The following is an 18,817-nucleotide window of genomic DNA, read 5'->3' as shown; positions in this document are numbered from 1 at the left end:
CACTTATCTGCGATGGGGTGTGGGCCGATGCCGACGCCGCGCCGTGGGTATCCGCATTCACAGGGAGAACAATCACATGAAGAACCGAGGGTTGATGAACACACTGGCGGGCATGTCCCATGCGTCGCCCGCATGGCTGGCCGTAGCCACCGCTGCATTCGTGGCCGGCTGCGGTGGCGGGGACGGCGGCAACCCGCAGACCCCCAACGAGGCGCGGCTGCAGGTGGCGCGCTCCGGCGATCTGGTGGCCTACTTCAAGGCCAAGATTGCGCAGCGGGTGGCGTTGGGCTATCCGGGCACGGCCATCACTGTGCCCACCGTGGGGGGCTTGAGCAGCGCGGGCAGCGTGGTCACCCACACCGGCGCGCCACTGGCGGGCGCGGTGGTGGAGGAGGACGCCCTCATCAAGGCCGAGGGCAACATGCTGTATGGCCTGCACCGCGCCTATGCCACCGACACTGGCCGCGAGCCGCCGCGCCTGGCCGCCATGGCCCGCGCGGCCGATGGCAGCCTGACCGGCGTGGGCAGCGCCACGCTGGACGCCAAGTACATCCCCCAGGGCTTTTATGTGGCGGGCGGTGGTACGCGCGCTGCCGTGCTGTCGCAGCAAGACCCGTATGCCGACCGCCAGCCCGTGGTGGCTGCGGCCGACGCCAGCATCACCGTGTTGCCGGAGTACAGCCGCACGCTGTCGCTGGACCTGTTTGCCATCCACAAGGACATGGCGCCCGCGCAGCTCAAGCAGATGCGCATCGATGGCCTGCTGGTCGGCAGCCGCCTGATTGGCAACATGCTGTACCTGGTCACCACCTGGTCGCCCGACCTTACGCGCTTCACCGTGCCGGCAGGGGCCACGGCATCGGCGGTGGACGCGGCACTTAAGGACCTCAACACCGCCGCGCTGATCCCCACCCTGCGCGTGGATGGCGGCCAGCCGCAGCCGCTGGTCAACGAGGCAGACTGCCTGGTGCAGACGGGCAATGCCTCGCTGTCGCTGCAGCTCACGTCCATCACGGCCATCGACCTCACCTCGTCCAGTCTGGCGCGCACCAGCCGCTGCTTTGCGGGCGGCAGCGAAGCGGTGCACCTGGGCGCGCGCAGCGTGTATGTCGCCAGCTCGCGGCAGTACCGCTATGGCGGTGACGTTGCCAACGCTGTGTTCCCCGCCGACAGCCGCACCGACATCCACAAGTTCAGCTTCCGGGGCGCGCAGGTGGACTACGACGCATCGGGCAGCGTGGACGGCCACCTGGGCTGGGACCTGCGCCGCCTGCCATCGCGCCTGAACGAATACCAGAACGATCTGCGCGTGCTGACCTTCACCGGCAAGACGGGCCAGAGCGGCATGCCGCCGGTGACCATCCAGGCCCAGCAGGCCTCCCCCGCGCTGCTGACCGTGCTGCGCGACAGCGGTCGGGACAGCTATCTGGGCCCGCAGGCCAAGCTGCCCATTCGGCTGCGCACGGCGCGGGGCGACCAGCAGATCGACAACCTGTTCTTTGCAGGCGCCCGGGCCTATGCCACACCCTTTACCAACACCGAACCCGTGTGGGTGCTGGACCTTGCCAACCCTGCGAACCCTACGGTGGCAGGCGAGCTGGCTGCGGGCGGCTATGCCGACCACCTGGTTCCGCTTCCGAACGGACTGCTGCTGGGCGTGGGCAAGGACAGCGCCCTGGGCGGCGTTGCCGATGGCATCCAGCTCGCGGTGTTCGATGTGCGCAATGCAGCGCAGGGCAAGCGGCTGGCCGCGCAGACGGCGGGCGGCCGGGGCAGTATCACCACGCTCGACAGCACCCGCCCCGTGCTCAACCTGCAGGCGGTGGAGGGCAAGGTGCGCATAGCGTTCCCTGCACGCGTTTACCAAGCGCCCACGGGCGTAGGCACGCCACCACCCGTGCGGGGCTACCAGGGCGCCCTGCGGCTGGAGGTGAACACCACCACCGGCGCGCTGGCCCAGCGCTCCATGGTGGTGTCTACCGCCATCTTGAACGGCGATACGCCCGGGCTGTACAGCCGCTTTGACATTGCCAACGAGCGCAGCCTGCAGGTGGACAACGTGGCCTACCAGCTCTCGGGCGGGCAGGTGTTCACCAGGGCCGGGGACTGAAACGCCGCCGATTGCGAATCAGGGAGAGAACTATAAAAACGATAGCTGCTAGCGCTTTATCGTTGGGCGCAGGCAGCAGTTAGAAGGCCTGTTCACCAGGGTGGTGAACAGGCCTGTTTTTTTTGGGGCAGCTTGAATTGCTCACAGATCGGTGCGCAGCTTCCAGATCTCCGGGAACAGCACCACGTCCAGCATTTTGCGCAGGTAGCTCACTCCGCCCGTGCCGCCCGTGCCGCGCTTGAATCCGATCACGCGCTCCACCGTGGTCACGTGGCGGAAGCGCCAGAGGCGGAAGGCGTCTTCCAGGTCGGTCAGTTCCTCGCCCAGTTGGTACAGGTCCCAATGTTTTTCGGGGTTGCGGTACACGGTGAGCCAGGCCTGCTCTACCGCGTCGTTTTCCACATAGGGCTGTGTCCAGTTGCGCTCGGTGTGGCTGGGTGGCACGGCCAAGCCGCGCCGCGCCAGCAGCCGCAGGGCCTCGTCGTACAGCGACGGTGCCTCGTACGCCGCCTGCACCAGGGCCAGCAGGTCGGCGCGGTGCTCGTGGGGCTTGAGCATGGCGCGGTTTTTGTTGCCCATCGAAAACTCGATGCAGCGGTACTGGTAACTCTGGAAGCCGCTGGACTGGCCCAGGTACGGGCGCATGGCGCTGTACTCGGGCGGCGTCATGGTGGCCAGCACGTCCCAGGCGTGCACCAGCTGCTCCATGATCTTGCTCACGCGCGCCAGCATCTTGAAGGCGGGCGGCAGCTCGTCGCGCGCAATGTGGCCGATGGCCGCGCGCAGCTCGTGCAGCATGAGCTTCATCCACAGCTCGCTGGTCTGGTGCTGCACGATGAACAGCATCTCGTCGTGCGCGGGCGACAGCGGCTTTTGCGCGGTGAGGATGGCGTCGAGCTGCAGGTAGTCGCCGTAGCTCATGGACTTGCTGAAGTCGAGCTGGGCGCGCTCTTCGTGCACGATGGATTCGGGCAGGGCGGCAGACGCCGGGTTGTTGCCATCGGCAGGGGTTTGCGAGAAAGGGCACATGGTGGTTTGCCTTTCCGATCAGGTGACGGCGTGCGTCTGGTTGAACTCGGCCTTCTGCCACTCGCCGCTCTCCAGCACCTGGCGCAGGTGCTCCACAGCGTTCCACACGTCTTCAAAGCCCAGGTACAGCGGCGTGAAGCCAAACCGCAGGATGTCCTTGTGGCGGCCCGTGCCGCCATCGCCCTTGCGGAAGTCGCCAATCACGCCGCGCGCAATCAGCGCCTGCACGATGGCGTAGGCCCCGCTGCCCTGGCCGTTCACGCCCGCGCCTTCATCGCGCGTCAGGCACACCTGCGAGCCGCGCTGGGCATGCTCACGCGGCGTGGCCAGACCCAGGCCGTGGCCTGCGCAACGCTCTTCCACCAGCTGGATGAACAGATCAGTGAGCGCCAGCGACTTGGCGCGCAGCGCGGCCATGCCGCCCAGGCTTTGTGCGGCGGTGAACACATCCAGCCCGCACTGCAGGGCCGACAAACTGATGATGGGCTGCGTGCCACACAGGTAGCGCGTGATGCCCGGGGCGGGTTGGTAGTCGGGTGTGAAGGCAAACGGTGCAGCGTGGCCCCACCAGCCGGACAGCGGTTGCCAGAAGCGGCTGGCATGGCGCGGGTGCACCCACACAAACGCCGGGGCGCCAGGGCCACCGTTCAAATACTTGTAGCCGCAGCCAATCGAGAAATCCGCGCCTGCGCCGTTCAGATCGACCGGCACTGCGCCCGCGCTGTGCGCCAGGTCCCACACGCACAAGATGCCCTGGGCGTGCGCGGCGGCGGTGACGGCGGCCATGTCGTGCATGGCGCCAGTGCGGTAGTTCACGTGCGTGAGCATCAGCACAGCCACGTCGCTGGTCAGTGCTCCGGTGATCTCTTCGGGCTCCACCAGCACCAGCTCCAGGCCGCGCTCCTTGCACAGGCCTTCGGCAATGTAGAGGTCGGTGGGGAAGTTGCTGCGCTCGCTCACGATGCGCTTGCGCGCGGAGCCGTCTTCCCGCGCGATGTTCAGCGCCGCGCTCAGCACCTTGTACAGGTTGATGGAGGTGCTGTCGGTGCACACCACTTCATCTTTGCCCGCGCCGATCAGTGGGGCGAGCTGGTTGCCCAGGCGCTGGGGCAGGTCAAACCAGCTGGCGGTGTTCCACGATTTGATGAGGTCGGTGCCCCATTCGCGGGTGACCACATCGGCCACGCGCGCTGCAGCGGCCTTGGGGGCCACGCCCAGCGAGTTGCCGTCTAGGTAGATCACGCCGGGTGGCAGGGCAAAGTGGTCGCGCAGGGCGCGCAGCGGGTCTTGGGCGTCGCGGGTGCGGCAGTCTTGAAGGGTGATGGACATGGGAGTTGGGGAGATGGTTGCTATGTTATTGATAGCTGCTGGCGCATGTTGTACTAGCGCTTCCAGCCAGAAATGCTTGAAATTCTGTGTATCGCGCTATTCCAGTGCCCGCAGCACGGCGCGCACGGGCGATGCATCGGCCGTGGTCAGTTTGAGCGGCAGGGCGATGAGTTCGTAGTCGCCCTCGGGCACGGCGTCGAGCACCAGGTTTTCGAGGACGCGCAGGCCCCGGCGGCGGATGACCTGGTGGCTCTCCAGTGTCTTGCTGTCGGCCGGGTCGATGCTGGCGGTGTCGATGCCCACCAGCAGCACGCCCAGGTCGGCCAGGCGCTCGATGGTGCCGGGCGCATAGGCGGCCAGCTGGCCGTCCCAGCGGTCCACGGGCATGTGTTCATAGGTGCGCACCAGCACGCGCTGGGGCAGGGGGCTGTTTACCGCGTGGGCAATGTGTTCCCAGGTGACGAGCGGGCCGCAGCCGATGGCGTGGATCACGCGGCAGGGGCCCAGAAACGCGTCGAGCGAAACGTCACCAATGGTGGCGCCCTGCGCGTCATAGTGCAGCGGTGCATCGGCGTGGGCGCCCACATGGGGCGACATCGTGATCGCGCTCACGTTGACCGGGCAGCCCGGGCCGATGGTGGCGCACCACTGCTGGCTGTAGGCCGTGTCGCCGGGGAACACGGGGCTGCCCGCAAACACGGGCGGCGAGATGTCCCAGAGCCGGCGGGCGGTGGGGAAGGAAGGCGTTGACATGGGACAAAGTTTGCATGTCCCGAAAAACCCGTGGTGTCGGTTATTTCCAACACCGCTCAGATTTTTTGTTGAAGCCTAAACTATCTAGGCGTTGCTGCCGGCGTCAGGCGTAGAGCTGGCTACCTGCCGCAAGCGCTGCCTGCGCACGCGCCTCGCCCAGCGCATCCACCACGGGCGTCCACACGCTGCGGTAAGTTGGCATGGCGGTCGTTTCAAAAGCAGTGTGGGGCCAGTCCGACCCCCAGACGAGGCGATCCTTCGCCAGCGCAGCAACACGCTGGATGTTGCTGGCCAGCCCCGCATACGGTGCCTGGTCGCGCAGCCGGTACCAGCCTGATAACTTCACCCACGCGCCCAGTTCGGCCAGCTGCTGCAGGGCCAGCCAGGCTGCATCTGTGGCCGGCAAGGCCGCGTGCATGCCCGCCAGATGGTCGAGCACACAGGGCAACCGCGTTTGATGGTGCACTTGGGCAATCTGCGCCAGGTGGTGCGGGTGGGCGTACCACTGAATGTGCCAGCCCATTTCGCGCAGCGGCCCGGCCAGGGACTCCAGCGCATGCAGCCCGTTGCCCACCGGTGACACGAGGTTGAACCGTATGCCGCGCACGCCCAGCTGGTGCATGGCCTGCAGGGCGGCAGGCGAGGCGGTTTCATCGACCACCACCACCGCGCGGTGGCGACCCGGGCGGGCTTGCAGTGCGTCCAGTATCAGGTGGTTGTTCGTGCCATACACGCTGGGCTGCACCAGCACCAGGTGGCCTACGCCCAGTCGGGCCGCCTCGGCCTCGATGTGCTCGATGGGGTGGTGGGCGGGCTGGTAGTGGCCCGGCTGTGTGGCAACAGCGCCACCAAAGATATGGACATGGGCGTCCCACCGGTCCAGGCTTGGGGGCGGGGCGCTGATCGCAGCGGTGGTCATCGATCAGCCCGCCACGATCTTTCTGTCGCGCACCAGCTTGCCCCACAGGGCTTGCTGCGCCTGGATGAACTTGCCCGCGCTGGCTTGGGTGGCGTCCTGAAAACTGTCACCACCCAATGCCCGGATACGGCCCAACACTTCGGGGTCGGCCAAGGCCTTGCGGACGGCGGCCACCAGATGCTTGCGGGTGTCGGCAGATATGCCTGCAGGCGCCAGTAAGGGGTTCCATTCCAGCACTTCGTAGTCGGTCACACCGACCTCTCCCATGGTGGGAATGTTGGGCAATGAACGCGCGCGCAACGTGCTGGTCACGGCCAGGGGGCGCAGCTTGCCTGCCTGGATGTGGCCCAGGGACGAAGCCACATTGGCAAAGAACAGCGGCACCTGCCCGCCCATCACATCGTTCATGGCCGGACCACCACCCCGGTAGGGGATGTGCGACAGCTTGATGCCCGTGCGCTGTTCGAACAACGCACCTGCCAGGTGCTGTGCAGAGCCGTTGCCTGAAGACGCGTAGGCCACCGAATCCGGCTGGGCCTTGGCCTTGGCGATGACGTCCTGCACGGTCTTGGCTTCAAAGCCAGGATGGCACACCAGCACATTCGGAAACGTGGCCAGGATGGCCAGCGGCGTAAAGGCCGCATTGCTGTCGTACGGCAGCTTGGGGTAGAGCGAGGGGTTCACTGCAAACGACGACGCGTCCAGCAGCAGCGATGTGCCATCTGGCGTCGCGCGGGCCACGGCTGCGGCGGCCAGCTGGCCGCTGGCGCCCGGCTTGTTCTCGACCACCACCGATTGCCCCAGGGCCTCTGACAGGCGGGGCGCCAGGATGCGCGCCATCAGGTCGGCGCCACCGCCCGCCGGATACGACACCACCAGCGAAATGGGGCGCCCGCTCGCCAGGCCATTGGCGCGCGCGCCGATCCAGGGGGCTGCCAGCGTGGCGCCCAAGGCTGCCAGCGTCGTGCGGCGTGTGAGGGCGCTGGAGCTGCGTTTGCCACCCAACAGCTGGGCAGATGTGGGGGCGGATTCCTGGGGGCGGTTCATGGTGTCTCCTTCGGGTGTGGGGGTGTTGTTCTTGGGGGGCGTGGCTCAGGTGATCGTCACGGTGTAGTGAAAGGCGTTGGCGTCGCCCCGGGTGGTGCGCCACTCCACGCAGCGCCCACCCAGGTCGTGGGCGGCGCGCTGCACCTGCACGCAGGGGTGGCCAGCGGCGAGTTCCAGATGAGTGGCTTGGGCCGCGGTCAACACACCAAAGCCGATTTCGTCCACTGCGCGGTGCACATGCACCCCGCAGCGCCGCGCAAACATGGGGTAGAGCAGGTCGTCCCACTCAGAGGTGTTGCCCTCCACCAGGGGGGCGAACAAGTCCAGCGGCAGCCAGATTTCTTCCAGCAAACAGGGGCGGTGGGCCAGCAGGCGCACGCGCAGCAGGCGCAGCACGGCCTCGCCCGTGGCCAGGCCCAGGCGCCGCGCCACACCCGCTGGCGCAGCCATGCGCTGGCGCGACACGATGCGCGAACGGGGAATCTCGTTGCTGCCGGTGTCAAACCGAAAGAACCGCAGCATCGAAGCCCCGGCGATGCCTTGCCGCACAAACGTCCCCCGGCCTTGCAGGCGCTCCACCAGGCCTTCTGCGACCAGCAGCTCCAGTGCCCGCCGCATCGTGCCCAAAGCCACCTGGTGTTCGCTGGCCAACAGGCTTTCTGCAGGCAGGGCTGTACCGGGAGGCCATTCACCCGACACCACACGCGCACGCAGGGCAGCGGCCAGCGACGCATAGCGGCTCACGCCCGGTGTGGTGTGGAGCGGGACGATGGTGGATGTGATTTGCATATCTATAACTTTAGTCCTCTATAGGACTTTATGCAAGCACTTGCCCCCTTGAACGTGAAAGCGGAGTCGGCGCAACAGGGGGCCGCGCTGCGATACGGCAACGTGGAGGCGTTGAAAAAGAGGATGCCCGCTGCGGGGCTCAGTCCATGGGCCCGTCGCCGAGTGGCGCCAGCCCGTGCCGCACACGCGCCTTGTGGCAGGCGTAGTCGCCCGCCGAGAACTCGCGGCAGGGCGCGGGGCGCAGTTCGTAGATGCTGCAGGCCACCTGCTGGCCCACCTGGCCGGTGAGCGCAACGCAGCGGATGGGTACCTGCTCCGTGCCCCGCATGCGGCAGGTGCTGCCGTTCACATCCAGGGCCAGACCGTCGGGCACCGTGCCACCCATTGCCTGCATTTCGTACACGGCAAAGTCCACGCGAAAGCTGGCGCAGCAGGCGCCACAGCTCAGGCACGGGTGGGTGGAATCGGCGGTGGTCATCGTGGTCGCGTCGTCGGACATTCGGGGCGGGCGGTGGGCCTGCGGCGGGGCCGTCAGGCGCTGTGCGGGAGGGCAATGCTGACGAAAAAGCCCACGCCCCGACCGTTCAGGCCCGCGCCCATCTGCACTTGCCCGCCCATGCGCAGCACCGCCTGCCGCACGATGGCCAGGCCCAAACCTGAGCCGTTGGCTGCATGGCCCGTGCCCCGGTAGAAGCGCTCGAACACCCGCTGCTGCTCTGTGGCCGGGATGCCGGGCCCGTCGTCCTGCACCGACAGTTGCAGCGCCGCACCCCCGCGCCGCAGCGTCACCGCCACGTTGCCGCCATCGGGCGTGTAGCGCAGCGCGTTGTCGATGAGGTTGTGGGCGATGGATTCGAACGCAGGCTGGTCGAGCCGCGCGAGCAAGGTGTCGGGCGCGTCCAGCGACAGCTCGATCTGCCGCGCCATGGCCTGCGGCGCAGCCTGCGCCAGCGCGCCGCGCAGCCATTGCGCCACGTCCAGGTCGCGCGGTGCAGGGCGCTGTGCGTCGTCCAGCGCGGCCAGGTCCAGCAGTTGCTGGGCCAGGTGCGAGGTGCGGGCGATGGCCTGCTCCAGGTGGGCCTGGGCCTGCGTGCGTTCCTCCTCGCTGGGCGAGCGGGCCATCACGTGGGCCTGGGCCGTGATGACGGCCAGCGGCGTGCGGATCTCGTGCGCGGCGTCTTGCACAAAGGCGCGCTCGCGCTCCACCTTGTGCCGCAGTTGGGCGAAGAGGTGGTCCAGCGACTGCTCCAGGGGCTTGAGTTCGCCGTGGCGGGCGTTGAAACCCACCGATTGGAGGTCGTCCTGTCCGCGCTGCGCAATGCGGCTGGCTAGTTGCTGCAGCGGCCGCAGGCCGTGGCGTACCGAGAGCCACACCGCCAGCAGCACAAAGGGTGACGCCAGCAGCAGGTACGGCAGCAGGGCGCGGCCGTTGTACTGCAGGAAGTTGGAGTCCGTGCGCTTGGTCTCGAAGACCCGCAGTACCCAGCGCGCATTGCGACCGGTGTAGACGCGAAACGACCGGCCCTGCAGGGCGGCTTCCTCTATGAATGGCTCTGCGCGGGGCGTGGCGGGCGGCAAGGCCACGTTCTGCAACCCCGGCGAGGCAAACACACGCTGGCCCGATGCCGTATCGAGCAGCTCGTGCATCTGCACCCCGGGCAGCAGCCCGATCTGGCGGCGGCGGACGTTGGTCCAGTGGTCGGTGGCCGCCACAGCCGTGGCGGCGTGTGCAGGATCGGTAACCTGGGCCAGCGAGTCCAGCACCGCGTCGCCGTACTTCATCAGGCCCGGGTCGCGGGTGATGGTGTGTTTGTAGTTGACGAAGTTGTAGCCCAGCAGCACCGCCCACACCACCACAAACGCCACCAGCACCGAGGCCACGCTGCGGCGCATCAGCGTGGGTTCGGCCAGCCAGGCCCATGCGCTGCGCAACGCGTGCTTCATCGTGGTCATGCTTGCAACAGGTAGCCCACGCCACGCACGGTTCGGATCAGCTCTGCCCCGATCTTGCGCCGCAGGTTGGACACATGCACTTCGATGGCGGCAAAGTCCATGGGCTCGCCCAGCGGGTCCAGCCGCTGCGACAACACGCTTTTGGACACCACCACGCCGGGCTCGCGCGCCAGCTCCAGCAGCAGCTGAAACTCGCGCGGCGACAGCTCCAGCGGAAGCCCGGCGCGCTGCACGGCATGACGCCGGGGCTCGATCACCAGCTCGCCCAGCACCCAGCGCTCGCTGGCCTGGCGCGCGCTGCGGCGCAGCACGGCGCGGATGCGCGACATCAGTTCGGCGGTGGCAAAGGGCTTGATCACAAAGTCGTCCGCCCCGCCGTCCAGACCCGCCAGCCGGTCCTCCACGGCCGAGCGCGCCGTGATCACGATGACGGGCACCTGCCCGCTGTGCCCGCTCTGGTTGCGCCAGCGCGCCAGCAGGTCAAAGCCACTGCCGTCGGGCAGTGTCAGGTCCAGCAGCACACAGTCCACCGTCGTGGCGTCCACCGTGGCGGGCGCATCCACCGCGCGGCGCAGCCACTCGCTGGTCAGCCCCTCCACCTTCAGCGCGGACTGCAGCGCGCGGCCCAGGTCCAGGTCGTCTTCGATGAGCAGGATGTGCATGGGGTGATTGTGGCTGGAGTGATGGCCGTTGCGCAGTGCCGCAGCCGCCACCTTTGGCTGGCCTTAAGGCGGGACTTTGCACAATCGGCGCATTCAATGGCTCAACACATGGGGGGAAAGCGATGGCATCGACAACCAAACAGGCGATGGTGCGGCGATGGTGGGGCAGCGCAGCGCTTGCTGCAGCACTGGCCTTGGTGGGCTGCGCCTCCGGACCTACGCACCCTTCGCTGGCTGGGGCGCAATTGCCCGACCTTGTGCCTGTGCGCGACTTTGTGGCCAGCCGGCAGTCCACCGGGGGTTATCGCGTGTCGCCGGATGGAAAGCGCATCGCCTGGTTTGGCACCGACGGCGTGGTGCCCGCAATCTGGGTGCAGTCCATCGATGGGGGCGACGCCAAGGCGTTTCGCATCCGTGCGCGCGCCATCCGCTTCAGTGCCGACAGCCGCTGGCTCGGCATCACGGCCGACCCCACGGGCGATGAAAACACCCGCATCTATGCGGGCCCGGTCGAGGGCCCCGGGACCGACTTGCGCGAGCTGATGCCTGCACCGCGTTCGGTGGCGCATTTTGCGGAGGCGGTCGATGCCTCGTCCGACTTCATCGTCACCTCCAACCAGCGCGACAAAAAGGTGTTTGACCTGTACCGCGTGAACCCTGCAGGCGGGCCACCGGTGCTGATGGCCACCAACCCCGGCAACGTGGGCTGGTGGGGCGTGGACACCACGGGCCAACTGCGCGCCCGGGCACAGATCAAGGGCGACCAGGTGCTGCTGGAGCGACCTGGCGCCGAGCCGGGCGGCTGGGTGACGGTGACAGAGCGCAGCCGGTGGGACACGCTGAACATCTTTGGCCTGCACGATGAGGGGCGCAAGGCCTGGGCCCTGTCGAACCGGGGGCGCGACAAGCTGGCGCTGGTGCGGCTGGACCTGACCACGGGCTCCGAGGAAGAGTGGTTTGCCTCGCCCGACGTGGACCTGGACAGCGTGACGCTGAGCCGGCGCACCCGCGAGCCGCTGCTGGCGCACTTCATGCCGGGCTACCCGGCGCGCAAGGTGTTCGACCCAGCGCTGGATGCCCGGCTGTCCGCGCTGGCAGGTGACAAGCCCGCAGAGGTGCTGGTGACCAGCCTGGACCAGACGGACAAGGTGCTCACGGTGGCGGTGGCCACCGACCGTGGCACGCGCAACTACCTGCTGCGCGATGGGCACGAACCCCGCTTTCTGGGCGAGAACCGGCTGAGCCTGATTGCCAAGGACCTGGCCCCCACCGCGCCCATCACCTACACCGCGCGCGATGGTCTCACCATCCACGGCTACCTCACGCTGCCCGTGGGCGCAGCGCCGCAGCGGCTGCCCACCGTGCTGTTGGTGCATGGCGGCCCCTGGGCGCGTGACCGCTGGGGCGATGGCGCCACCAGCCGGGCCATGCAGCAGTTTCTGGCCAACCGGGGCTATGCGGTGCTGCAGGTCAACTACCGGGGCTCCAGCGGCTATGGCCGCAACCACATGGAAAAGGCCCGGGGCGAGTTCGCGGGCCGCATGCACGACGACCTGGTGGACGGCGTGCGCTGGGCGGTGGAGCGCGGCGTGGCCGACCCGCAGCGCGTGGCAATCTATGGCGCCAGCTACGGCGGCTATTCGGCCCTGGTGGGCGCCACCTTCACGCCCGAAGTCTTTGCCTGCGCCGTGGATGTGGTGGGCGTGACGGACATCGCGCGCCTGCTGGAGGCCGCACCGCCGTATTGGGAGCTGGGCCTGCCCTGGTGGCACCGCTATGTGGGCAACCCCGCTGTGCCGGAAGACCGTGCGCGCATGGATGCGAAGTCGCCCTTGTACCGGGCGGAGCATGCGCAAAAGCCCATCCTCATCATGCACGGCGTGAACGACCCGCGTGTGAAGCTGGAGCAGTCCGAATGGATGGTGGCGGCCTTGCGCAAGGCGGGCAAGCCGGTGGATTACGTCACCTTCACCGGGGATGGCCATGGCAACCAGCGCTGGCCCAACAATCTCACCATGTACCGCAAGACCGAGGACTTCCTCGCCCAATGCCTGGGTGGGCGGACCAGTGGTTTTGACTACTACCAGCTGGGTGCATGGGCGTTCTGATGGGGCAGGCTGTCGCTTCGTTGGTTGTACGCAGGGGGTTGCGCGGCGGCGGTCTGGTCGCCGCGATGGCCCTGGCCGCAGTGTTTGGTGCGACAGGCGCTCAGCCGGTTGCCCCTGCGAATGCGGCCTCGGTCGCCGCAGAAGATGCAGCGCCTGCGGCGCCGGCGGTCTACACCCGGGCGCGGCTGGTGTCTGTGGAGGCGGATGCGGGCGGTAACCCCACGCATGTGCGGCTGAAGCTGCTGCCCCGCGCCAAGCTACCGTTCACCACACAGACCTTCCGGGTGGTCAACCCCGCCCTGATGCGCGGCATTCCGCAGGGGGCCTGGGTGCAGTTCACTGCCCGGCACATCGACGGCGAAAACACGCTCACATCCATCCGGGCTACTGCGGAGTGCAAGCGGTTTGAGCGATGTGACTGACCACCCGGGCAGGGCAGCGGGGCTGCGGCTTGCGCTGCGTCAAGGAGAGAGTGGGACGGCAACCAGCACGATGCAGATATTGGTAGAATGAGAATCAATATTATTTGTATCGAGGCCAGTCACCATGAAAACCATGGACGATGGCGCTGCGGCGCGGTTGCATCTTCCTACGCAGCAGAACCTGTCCTCGCGGCTGGACCAATTGCCGCGCCGTGCCTCGGGCCGGGTCACGGGCCTGTTGCCCGCACAGGACGCGCAAGAGCACAGCATGCTGCTGCGCTTGCTGGAGATTGGCTTCCTGCCCGGTGAAACCGTGCAGGTGGTCGCACGCGGCGGCTGGGGGGGCGATCCCATCGCGGTGCGGGTGGGGCAGGCCACGTTTGCGCTGCGTCGCCAGGAGGCCTCCATGGTGCAGGTGCAGCCGCTGGATGACACCAGCCTGTCTGCCAAGGAGCTGGCATGAACGCCCAGGCTACTGTGCAGCCCACCGCCGCCGATGCGCCCCTGCGCGTGGCGCTGCTGGGCAACCCCAACTGCGGCAAGACCGCGCTGTTCAACCTGCTCACCGGCGCACGCCAGAAGGTGGCCAACTACGCGGGCGTGACGGTGGAGCGCAAGGAAGGCCTGCTGCAGACCGCCGCCGGCCGCCGCGTGCGCGTGCTGGACCTGCCGGGCGCCTACAGCCTGCATGCACACAGCGTGGACGAGGCCATCACCCGCGACATCGTGCGCGGGCGCCGCGCGGGCGAGCCCGTGCCCGATGTGCTGGTGTGCGTGACCGATGCCACCCACCTGCGCCTGAACTTGCGCCTGGTGCTGGAGGCACGCGCCCTGGGCCTGCCCATGGTGCTGGTGCTCAACATGATGGACGTGGCCGAGCGCCAGGGCATCGCCATTGACCGCGAGGCGTTGTCGCGCGAGCTGGGCATGCCTGTGCTGGCCACCGTGGGCGTGCGCGGCAACGGCGCCCAGGAGCTGGTGCAGTGGCTGAATGGCGCCAATCTGCAGCAGCTGCAGCGCCCGGTGGTGGCGCTCGATGCGGCGGCGCGCCTGGATGCGAGCGACCTGGAGGCGCAGAACGACGTGATCCGCACGCACCAGGAAGTGCGGCGCATTCTGGACCGTGCCGTGCGCGTGCCGGTGGTCAGCCTGCGGACTGACGACCGCATCGATGCGGTGGTGCTGCACCCGGTGTGGGGCCTGCTGATCCTGGCCGCCACGCTGTTCCTGATGTTCCAGGCGGTGTTCAGCTGGGCCGAGCTGCCCAAGTCATGGATTGAAGATGGCGTGGGCTGGCTGGCAGCCCTGGTCAACAGCCACATGGCCGACGGCCCCTTGCGCAGCCTGCTGACCGACGGGGTGCTGGCGGGTGCGGGCGGGGTGCTGGTGTTTTTGCCGCAGATCCTGTTCCTGTTCCTGTTCATCCTGGCGCTGGAGGACTCGGGCTACCTGCCGCGCGCGGCGTTCTTGCTGGACCGCGTGATGGGCACGGTGGGCCTGTCGGGCCGCTCGTTCATCCCGCTACTGTCGAGCTTTGCGTGCGCCGTGCCGGGCGTGATGGCCACGCGCTCGATCACCCACTGGCGTGACCGGCTGGTGACCATCATGATCGCGCCGCTCATGACCTGCTCGGCGCGCCTGCCGGTGTATGCGCTGCTGATTGCAGCCTTCATCCCCGAGCGCACGGTGGCGGGGGTGTTCAACCTGCAGGGCGTGGTGCTGTTCGCCCTGTATGTGGTGGGCATCGTCAGCGCCATGGCCGTGGCGGCGGTGGCCAAGCTGGCCCGCAGCGATACGCGGGCCACGCCGCTGATGATGGAACTGCCCGCGTACCGCTGGCCCAGCGTGCGGGGTCTGGCCTACGGCTTGTACGAGCGGGCGGTGATCTTCATCAAGCGGGTGGGCGGCATCATCCTGGCCGTCACGGTGTTGTTGTGGTTCCTGTCCACCTACCCCGGTGCGCCGGAAGGCGCCACACAGCCTGCCATCACCTACAGCCTGGCCGGCCAGTTGGGCCGCCTGCTGGAGGTCATCGTCGCGCCCATTGGCTTCAACTGGCAGATTGCCATTGCGCTGGTGCCCGGCATGGCGGCCCGCGAGGTGGCGGTGAGTGCGCTGGGCACGGTGTACGCGCTGTCTGCCACGGGCGACGAGGTGGCCAGCCAGCTGGGGTCGTTGATTGCGGGCTCGTGGTCGCTGGCCACTGCGCTGTCGCTGATGGCCTGGTATGTGTTTGCGCCCCAGTGCATCTCCACCATCGCCGCCGTGCGGCGTGAGACCAACGGCTGGCGCTACCCGCTGCTCATGGTGGGGTACCTGTTTGCCATGGCGTATGCGGCCAGCTTTGTGACCTACCGCGTGGCGCTGGCGCTGGGCGGCGGCTGAAGGGAAACGTTGTGATGGTCCAGCAACTCATGGTCGGTCTGATCGTCCTTGCCGCAGCGCTCTATGTGCTCTGGCGGTATCTGCCCTCGCGCTGGCGCCGGGGGTTGGGCAAGGTCCACCCGGGGCTCGTCCAGTCGCCGGGCTGTGGGGGAGGCGATGGTGGGTGCAGCAGCTGCGGCAGTTGCGCGGCGCCGTCCGCTGAAAAACCCGTGGCCATGCCCGTCCGTCGCGGGCCTGCTTCTCAGTAGTTGCTATATTTTATATAGCTGCTAGCGCATGATTCACTAGCGCTACAAGCCGTTTTGACTCAAATTGTCTACTGGTACAGCTGGCCCTGGCCCAGCGCGATCAGCGCCTGTTGCAGGTTGACGCGCGCCTGTGCCTCATAGCGCTGCGCAAAGTAGGCTGTGCCATAGATGTGCGGGCGGTCCAGAAAGCCTCGCAGCACTGCGCTGCGCCCCGCCACATAACGCGGCCAGCGCACAAAGAAGTATTCACGCCGCACGTTGCCTTCGAACTGTCGGTACACCGCGTCACTCTGGCCCAGGATGGCGAGGTCGATGTCCACCACCCACAGCGCATCGCCGGTGAGCGCGCCCGGGGTGTGGCGGGTGTCCATCACATGCTGGTGCACGGTTTCGGCCAGCGTGGTGGGCAGCCCTTGGCCCAGCAGGAACTGTCGCGCCCAGTCGGCACTGCGCGCCTCGTTGTGCCCACTCCACGGCCAGTAGATGGCGTCGTGGTACCACAGGGCGAGGGCCGCAGCATGGGGGTTGTGAAGCGCTCCGGGCTGCTGGTCTTGCACTGCCTGGAGGTGCCGCAGGCAGGCCCGCAGATGCGTGGTGTCGTGGTAGGCGCGGGGCCAGCGTGCCCAGCTGCGCAGCAGGCGCCTGCCCTCGGCCCGCCAGGCGGGCGTGTCGCACCCCAGCGCTTGGCCCAGGGCCTGCCAGTGCGCCAGCAATTCGGCGCTGTGAGCGGGCTGGCGGCGCCAGGGCATGGGGGCTTTTAGGCCAGTTTGCCCAGAAGCAGATATTCCATCAGTGCTTTTTGTACGTGCATGCGGTTCTCTGCCTCATCCCACACCACCGACTGCGGCCCGTCGATCACATCCGCCTCGACCTCTTCGCCCCTGTGGGCGGGCAGACAGTGCATGAAGAGGGCGTCGGGCTGGGCGGCGGCCATCATTTCGGTGTCCACGCACCAGTCGGCAAAGGCCTTCTTGCGCGCTTCGTTCTCGGCTTCGTAGCCCATGCTGGTCCACACGTCGGTGGTGACCAGGTCCGCGCCCCGGCAGGCTTTCATGGGGTTGCTGAAGAATTGATAGCTGTCAGCGCTGATTCCATGGGCACCAGCGGCCAATTTCTCGTCCACTTCGTAGCCGCGCGGGGTGCTCACATGCACCTTGAAGCCCAGCAGCGACGCCGCCTGCAGCCAGGTGTTGGCCATGTTGTTGCCGTCGCCCACCCAGGCCACCGTCTTGCCCTGGATGGAGCCCCGGTGCTCGATGTAGGTGAAGATGTCCGCCAGGATCTGGCAGGGGTGGTATTCGTTGGTCAGACCGTTGATCACGGGCACGCGCGAGTTGGCGGCAAAACGCTCGATCTTGGCCTGCTCATACGTGCGGATCATCACCAGGTCGGTCATGCGGCTGATGACCTTGGCGCTGTCCTCGATGGGTTCGGCGCGGCCCAGCTGGCTGTCGCCCGTGGTCAGGTGCACCACACTGCCGCCGAGCTGGTACATGCCCGCCTCAAAGCTCACGCGCGTGCGGGTGCTGGCCTTCTCGAAGATCATGGCCAGCGTGCGGTCCACCAGCGGGTGGTGCTTTTCGTAGGCCTTGAACTTCTTCTTGATGAGCGCGGCGCGCTCGAACAGATAGGCGTATTCGTCGGCGGAGAGGTCGGTGAACTGCAGGTAATGTTTCAGCGTCGTCATGGCAGTGGGGCTATTCTTCATTCAGCCAGGATGGCTTTGACCAGCGGGGTCAGCTTGGCGACGATTTCGTCGGCTTCGGCGGTGGTGAGGATCAGCGGCGGCACCAGGCGGATCACGCTGTCGGCCGTGACCGACAGCAAGAGGCCTGCCTCGGCCGCGCGGCCGATCAGGGCGCCGCAGGGCTTGTTCAGCTCGATGCCCAGCATCAGGCCCTGGCCCCGGATCTCCTTCACACCGGGCAGGCTGCCCAGCTCGCGCTGCAGTGCCGCCCTGAGGTGCTCACCCACCGTGGTGGCATTTTGCAGCAGGCCGTCTTCTTCCATGATGCGAATGGTTTCGACCCCGGCGCGCATGGCCAGCGGGTTGCCGCCAAAGGTGGTGCCGTGGTTGCCGGGCTGCAGCACGTTGGCGGCCTTGGGGCCGGCCACCACCGCGCCAATCGGCACGCCCGAGCCCAGGCCCTTGGCCAGGGGCATCACGTCGGGCACGATGCCTGCCCACTGGTGGGCAAACCACTTGCCGGTGCGGCCCATGCCGCACTGCACTTCGTCAATCATCATCAGCCAGCCGCGCTCGTCGCACAGCTTGCGCAACTGCTGCAGGTATTCCACGCGCATGGGGTTGATGCCGCCCTCGCCCTGGATGGTCTCAAAGAACACGGCCACCACATTGGGGTTGCCTTCGGTGGCTTGCTTGATGGCTTCGATGTCGTTGAGCGGCACGCGCACAAAACCCTCGACCAGCGGGCCGAAGCCACTGTAGATCTTGGGGTTGCCGGTGGCCGACATGGTGGCAATCGAACGGCCGTGGAAGGCCTTTTCGTAAACCACGATCTCGGGCTTGGCGATGCCCTTGTCCACGCCGAACTTGCGGGCAATCTTCAGGGCCGCCTCGTTGGCCTCCAGGCCCGAGTTGCAGAAGAACACGTTGGTCATGCCCGACAGCTCCACCAGCTTGGCGGCCAGCTGCTCCTGCAGGGGCGAGTGGTAGTAATTGGAGGTGTGGATCAGCTTGGTGATCTGGTCCTGCAGCGCGGGCACCAGCTTGGCATGGTTGTGGCCCAGCGTGTTCACGGCAATGCCGCCCAGGCCGTCCAGGTATTCCTTGCCGTTCACGTCCCACACGCGGCTGCCTTGCCCACGGGCCAGCGCGATCGGTACGCGGCCATAGGTGTTCATCACGTGGGGCGAAGCTGCCGGGATGGAAGCGGTCATGCGGAAATCTCCAGACGGTACGGTGGCGAAAAAGCGAGTCACGATTCTAGGGGGAGCAGGGGTGCGGTCTGTTGACGATTGCGCATCACTGCAATGCCGGGCTCTTACCCTCTTCGGGGTGCCTATGTGTAGCGCGCCGGAGGGATTAGGGAGCTAGCTCTT

General features: G+C 67.3%; 17 protein-coding genes. 5 read left to right on the top strand and 12 right to left on the bottom strand.

Going from position 1 to position 18,817, the window contains the following annotated elements:
- Positions 1-76 precede the first annotated feature (76 nt).
- Complete coding sequence (locus ASD75_RS22950) at positions 77-2,110, top strand: beta-propeller domain-containing protein (RefSeq protein ID WP_082565139.1); 2,034 nt, start codon at positions 77-79, stop codon at positions 2,108-2,110.
- A 141-nt stretch (positions 2,111-2,251) separates the two neighbouring features.
- Here ASD75_RS22950 and kynA read toward each other — a convergent pair whose 3' ends face one another.
- From kynA to ASD75_RS22905, 9 genes are all read right to left on the bottom strand, one after another.
- Entirely contained in the window at positions 2,252-3,139 is an 888-nt protein-coding gene (gene kynA, locus ASD75_RS22945) for a tryptophan 2,3-dioxygenase (protein WP_056748325.1), read from the bottom strand.
- An 18-nt stretch (positions 3,140-3,157) separates the two neighbouring features.
- Positions 3,158-4,468, bottom strand: a complete 1,311-nt coding sequence (gene kynU, locus ASD75_RS22940) for a kynureninase (RefSeq protein WP_056748324.1) — start codon at positions 4,466-4,468, stop codon at positions 3,158-3,160.
- 96 nt (positions 4,469-4,564) lie between these two features.
- The gene (kynB, locus tag ASD75_RS22935) at positions 4,565-5,221 is read right to left on the bottom strand and encodes an arylformamidase (RefSeq protein ID WP_056748322.1); all 657 of its coding nucleotides are present in this window, start codon (positions 5,219-5,221) and stop codon (positions 4,565-4,567) included.
- 103 nt (positions 5,222-5,324) lie between these two features.
- Complete coding sequence (locus ASD75_RS22930) at positions 5,325-6,140, bottom strand: amidohydrolase (protein ID WP_056748321.1); 816 nt, start codon at positions 6,138-6,140, stop codon at positions 5,325-5,327.
- Between the two features lie 3 nt (positions 6,141-6,143).
- Complete coding sequence (locus ASD75_RS22925) at positions 6,144-7,187, bottom strand: tripartite tricarboxylate transporter substrate binding protein (protein WP_056748319.1); 1,044 nt, start codon at positions 7,185-7,187, stop codon at positions 6,144-6,146.
- A 45-nt stretch (positions 7,188-7,232) separates the two neighbouring features.
- On the bottom strand, positions 7,233-7,976 hold the full coding sequence (locus ASD75_RS22920; RefSeq protein ID WP_056748318.1) for a GntR family transcriptional regulator: 744 nt from the start codon (positions 7,974-7,976) through the stop codon (positions 7,233-7,235).
- A 139-nt stretch (positions 7,977-8,115) separates the two neighbouring features.
- Positions 8,116-8,475, bottom strand: a complete 360-nt coding sequence (locus tag ASD75_RS22915; protein WP_235511678.1) for a YkgJ family cysteine cluster protein — start codon at positions 8,473-8,475, stop codon at positions 8,116-8,118.
- A gap of 32 nt (positions 8,476-8,507) precedes the next feature.
- Entirely contained in the window at positions 8,508-9,920 is a 1,413-nt protein-coding gene (locus ASD75_RS22910) for a HAMP domain-containing sensor histidine kinase (protein ID WP_056748370.1), read from the bottom strand.
- Positions 9,921-9,925: 5 nt separating this feature from the next.
- Positions 9,926-10,591: a response regulator transcription factor gene (locus ASD75_RS22905; RefSeq protein WP_056067070.1), complete on the bottom strand. Its 666-nt coding sequence runs from the start codon at positions 10,589-10,591 to the stop codon at positions 9,926-9,928.
- 122 nt (positions 10,592-10,713) lie between these two features.
- Between ASD75_RS22905 and ASD75_RS22900 the strand changes: the two genes are divergently transcribed.
- The 4 genes from ASD75_RS22900 to feoB all read left to right on the top strand — a co-directional run bounded on the left by ASD75_RS22900 (position 10,714) and on the right by feoB (position 15,506).
- A complete protein-coding gene (locus ASD75_RS22900; RefSeq protein ID WP_082565138.1) occupies positions 10,714-12,699 on the top strand; it encodes a S9 family peptidase in 1,986 nt (661 codons plus the stop codon).
- Positions 12,700-12,764: 65 nt separating this feature from the next.
- Complete coding sequence (locus ASD75_RS22895; RefSeq protein ID WP_235511677.1) at positions 12,765-13,121, top strand: copper-binding protein; 357 nt, start codon at positions 12,765-12,767, stop codon at positions 13,119-13,121.
- 133 nt (positions 13,122-13,254) lie between these two features.
- Positions 13,255-13,584: a FeoA family protein gene (locus ASD75_RS22890; RefSeq protein ID WP_056067075.1), complete on the top strand. Its 330-nt coding sequence runs from the start codon at positions 13,255-13,257 to the stop codon at positions 13,582-13,584.
- Positions 13,581-15,506: a ferrous iron transport protein B gene (gene feoB / locus ASD75_RS22885; RefSeq protein ID WP_056748315.1), complete on the top strand. Its 1,926-nt coding sequence runs from the start codon at positions 13,581-13,583 to the stop codon at positions 15,504-15,506. The genes ASD75_RS22890 and feoB overlap by 4 nt, the downstream gene beginning before the upstream one ends.
- 316 nt (positions 15,507-15,822) lie before the next feature.
- Here the strand turns inward: feoB and ASD75_RS22880 are convergent, their stop codons facing one another.
- The 3 genes from ASD75_RS22880 to ASD75_RS22870 are packed head-to-tail and all read right to left on the bottom strand — an operon-like array spanning position 15,823 to position 18,655.
- Positions 15,823-16,503, bottom strand: coding sequence for a hypothetical protein (locus ASD75_RS22880; protein WP_056748314.1), 681 nt, complete (start codon positions 16,501-16,503; stop codon positions 15,823-15,825).
- Between the two features lie 8 nt (positions 16,504-16,511).
- Positions 16,512-17,441, bottom strand: coding sequence for an ornithine carbamoyltransferase (gene argF, locus ASD75_RS22875; RefSeq protein WP_156401076.1), 930 nt, complete (start codon positions 17,439-17,441; stop codon positions 16,512-16,514).
- 17 nt (positions 17,442-17,458) lie between these two features.
- Positions 17,459-18,655 (bottom strand): aspartate aminotransferase family protein, encoded by a 1,197-nt coding sequence (locus tag ASD75_RS22870; RefSeq protein ID WP_056748311.1) that lies wholly within the window; start codon positions 18,653-18,655, stop codon positions 17,459-17,461.
- Positions 18,656-18,817: the final 162 nt, after the last annotated feature.

It is taken from the genome of Acidovorax sp. Root568 (genome assembly GCF_001427445.1).
GTDB classification, from domain to species: domain Bacteria; phylum Pseudomonadota; class Gammaproteobacteria; order Burkholderiales; family Burkholderiaceae_C; genus Acidovorax; species Acidovorax delafieldii.
The sequence above is the reverse complement of the archived record's forward strand: the minus strand, read 5'-3'. Positions and strand labels throughout refer to the sequence as shown.